The organism is Cupriavidus cauae, assembly GCF_008632125.1.
In the GTDB taxonomy this organism is placed as follows: Bacteria; Pseudomonadota; Gammaproteobacteria; order Burkholderiales; family Burkholderiaceae; genus Cupriavidus; species Cupriavidus cauae.
In genome coordinates, this window is record NZ_VWRN01000039.1 from 1 (window position 1) to 3,187 (window position 3,187).

4 protein-coding genes are annotated in these 3,187 nt (G+C 71.6%); all 4 read left to right on the top strand.

Translation table 11 applies throughout. From position 1 onward, the window contains the following. Positions 1-1,177 (top strand): vWA domain-containing protein (locus F1599_RS15235; RefSeq protein WP_150083635.1); only part of this gene is annotated, 1,177 nt, incomplete at its 5' end. Then, positions 1,168-1,761 carry a CoxG family protein gene (locus F1599_RS15240; RefSeq protein ID WP_150083636.1) on the top strand — a complete coding sequence of 198 codons (594 nt, stop codon included), beginning with the start codon at positions 1,168-1,170 and terminating at the stop codon, positions 1,759-1,761. The genes F1599_RS15235 and F1599_RS15240, both read left to right, overlap by 10 nt. Beyond that, positions 1,734-2,762: an XdhC family protein gene (locus tag F1599_RS15245; protein WP_149320153.1), complete on the top strand. Its 1,029-nt coding sequence runs from the start codon at positions 1,734-1,736 to the stop codon at positions 2,760-2,762. The genes F1599_RS15240 and F1599_RS15245 overlap by 28 nt, the downstream gene beginning before the upstream one ends. Beyond that, a partial coding sequence (locus F1599_RS15250; RefSeq protein WP_150083638.1) for an NTP transferase domain-containing protein occupies positions 2,744-3,187 on the top strand: 444 nt, incomplete at its 3' end. The genes F1599_RS15245 and F1599_RS15250, both read left to right, overlap by 19 nt.

The following is a 3,187-nucleotide window of genomic DNA, read 5'->3' on the forward strand; positions in this document are numbered from 1 at the left end:
GGCGCTGCGGCATGTCGACCTGGGCCGGCGCGACGAGGTGCACGCCACGCTGGCGGCGCTGATGCTGTCCGGCCCAGATCAACGCCCGCTGTTCGACGCCGCCTTCGACCTGTTCTGGCGCGACCCCGACTGGGAGGGCAAGCTGCGCGCGCTGCTGCTGCCGCGCGTCGAGGCCGGCGCACCGCCGCCCCGCCGCAGCAATCGGCTCGCCGATGCGCTGGCCGCGCGCGAGCCGCCCGCCGCGCAACCCGCACCGGTGCCCTCGCCTGCCGAGGAGCGCATCGGCGCGGTGCTGACCTTCTCGGCGCAGGAGCGGCTGGCGCAGCGCGACTTCGACACGCTGTCGGCCGACGAATGGCGCGCGCTGCAGCACCTGATCCGCTCGCGCCGCACCCATCTGGCCACCGAGCGCACGCGCCGGCTGCGCGCCGCCGCGCACGGCACCCATGCCGACCTGCGCGCCAGCGCGCGTCTGGCGGTGCGCCAGCACGGCGAATGGATGCGCTGGAAATATCGCCGCCACGCCGAGCGCCGCCCGCCGCTGGTGCTGCTGCTCGATATCTCGGGATCGATGAGCCAGTATTCGCGTGCGGTGCTGTACTTCTGCCATGCCTTGATGCAATCGCGCGAGCGGCTGTCGGTCTTCCTGTTCGGCACGCGGCTGACCAATGTCAGCCGGGCGCTGCGCGAGCGCGATCCGGACGACGCGGTCGAGGCCATCTCGCAACAGGTGAGAGACTGGGCCGGCGGCACGCGCATCGGCGCCGCGCTGGCGACTTTCAACCGCCAGTGGGCGCGCCGCACGCTGGGCGGCCGCGCCACCGTGCTGCTGGTCACCGACGGCCTCGATCACGAACGGATCGACCTGCTCGGCGACGAGATGGCGCGCCTGCGGCGTTTCGCCCATCGCATCGTCTGGCTGAATCCGCTGCTGCGCTACGCGGGCTTCACGCCGCAGGCGCGCGGCGTGCAGGCGATCCTGCCGCATGTCGACGCGCTGCGCCCCGCCCACAACCTGGCGAGCCTGTTCGCGCTGGAATCGCTGCTGGCGGCGCCGCATTCCGCATCGCATTCCGCATCGCATTCCGCACCGCATTCCGTGGCGCAAAAGCGCCCCGGTCCGGCCCCGGGCCGGCGAGCCCCCAACGACAAGGAGAACACCGCACCATGGAAATGACCCAAACCCACCGGCTGCCAGTGCCGCAGCAGGTCGCCTGGGAGGCGTTGAACGACACGGCCCTGCTCCAGCATTGCATTCCGGGATGTGAGAGTATCGAGCCCGATGGCGACAACGCCTATCTGCTCAGCATGACGGCCGCGATCGGGCCGGTGAAGGCGAAGTTCAAGGGCCGGATGGCGCTGCAGGACATCCAGGCGCCGGACAGCTATACCATCGCGTTCGACGGCCAGGGCGGCGCGGCCGGCTTCGGCAAGGGCACCGCGAAGGTGCGGCTGGACCCCGACGGCGACGAGACCGTGCTGTCGTACACGGTGCAGGCGCAGGTCGGCGGCAAGATCGCGCAGATCGGCTCGCGGCTGGTCGACGGCGCCGCGCGCAAGATGGCGGACACCTTCTTCACGCGCTTTTCCGAGGCGGTCAGCGGCGGCCAGCAGCCGGCCGACGGACAGGCAGGCGAAGCCGGTGAACCTTTGGCGGGCGAATCGAACCAAGCCACTGCCGCCGGCGAACCGGCTGACAAACAAGCAGGCGAACATACCAAACGGAAGCGATCATGGACAGCGTGGATCTCGAAGTCCTGAAAAGCAGCGTGCGCTGGACCGCCGAGGGCCACCGCACGCTGCTCGTCACGGTGGTCAGGACCTGGGGCTCGTCGCCCCGCCCCGAGGGCGCGATGCTGGCGGTGCGCGACGACGGGCTGGTGGTCGGCTCGGTGTCGGGCGGCTGCATCGAGGACGACATCATCGACCGGGTCCGGCGCGAGGGCATCGCGGCCCGCGCGCCGGAGGCGATCAAGTACGGCATCAGCGCCGAGGAGGCGCACCGCTTCGGCCTGCCCTGCGGCGGCACGATCGAGCTGGTCGCCGAGCCGGTCAGCGCCGACAGCGGACTGGCCGAGCTGCTGGACGCGGTCGAGAACGGCAGGCTGGTGACCCGCACGCTCGACATGGAGACCGGCAAGGCCACGCTGGGCCCTGCCGAGGCCACCGACGGCCTGACCTTCGACGGCCGCACGCTGGCGACGATCCACGGGCCGCGCTACCGGATGCTGGTGATCGGCGCCGGCCAGCTTTCGAAGTACCTGTGCCAGATCGCGGTCGGCCTCGGCTTCCAGGTCACCGTCTGCGATCCGCGCGAGGAATACACCGAGACCTGGGACATTCCCGGCGTCACCATGGTGCGCACCATGCCGGACGACACCGTGATCGAGATGAAGCTGGACGAGCGCTGCGCGGTGATCGCGCTGACGCACGACCCCAAGCTCGACGATCTCGCGCTGATGGAGGCGCTGCGCACGCGCGCGTTCTATGTCGGCGCGCTGGGCTCGCGCCGCAACAACCAGGCGCGGCGCGAGCGCTTGAAGGAATTCGACCTGAACGACGCGCAGCTGGCGCGGCTGCATGGGCCGGTCGGCATCTATATCGGCAGCCGCACGCCGCCGGAGATCGCGATCTCGATCCTGGCCGAGGTGGTCGCGGCGAAGAACCACGTGTCGCTGCCCGACATCCTGCAGGTCGAGGGCGCCAAGGCCGCGCGCGAACTGGCCGCCAACGAGGCGAGCGCATGCAGTCCGGGCCGCTGATCGATTCCGATCTGCCGGCCGGCATCCTGCTGGCCGCCGGCTACGGCCGCCGCTTCGATGCCAGCGGCGCGCGCAACAAGCTGCTGCAGGCGCTGCCGGACGGACGCACGGTGGCCTGGCACAGCGCCCGCACGCTGGCCACCGCGCTGCCTGGCGCGATCGCCGTCGTGCGGCCGGGACAACCCGAACTGGAACGGGAACTGAGCGAGGGCGGCTGCAAGGTCGTTGCCTCGGCGCGCGCCGAGGCCGGCATGGGCGCCGCGCTGGCGGCGGCAGTCGCGGCCAGCGAACAGGCGGCCGGCTGGCTGGTGGCGCTGGCCGACATGCCGTGGCTGCCGGTCGAACTGGTGCGCGCGGTGGCGCTGAGCATCGTCACGCCGGAGGCCAGCGCCGAAGCGATTGCCGCGCCGTGGCGCGACGGCCGG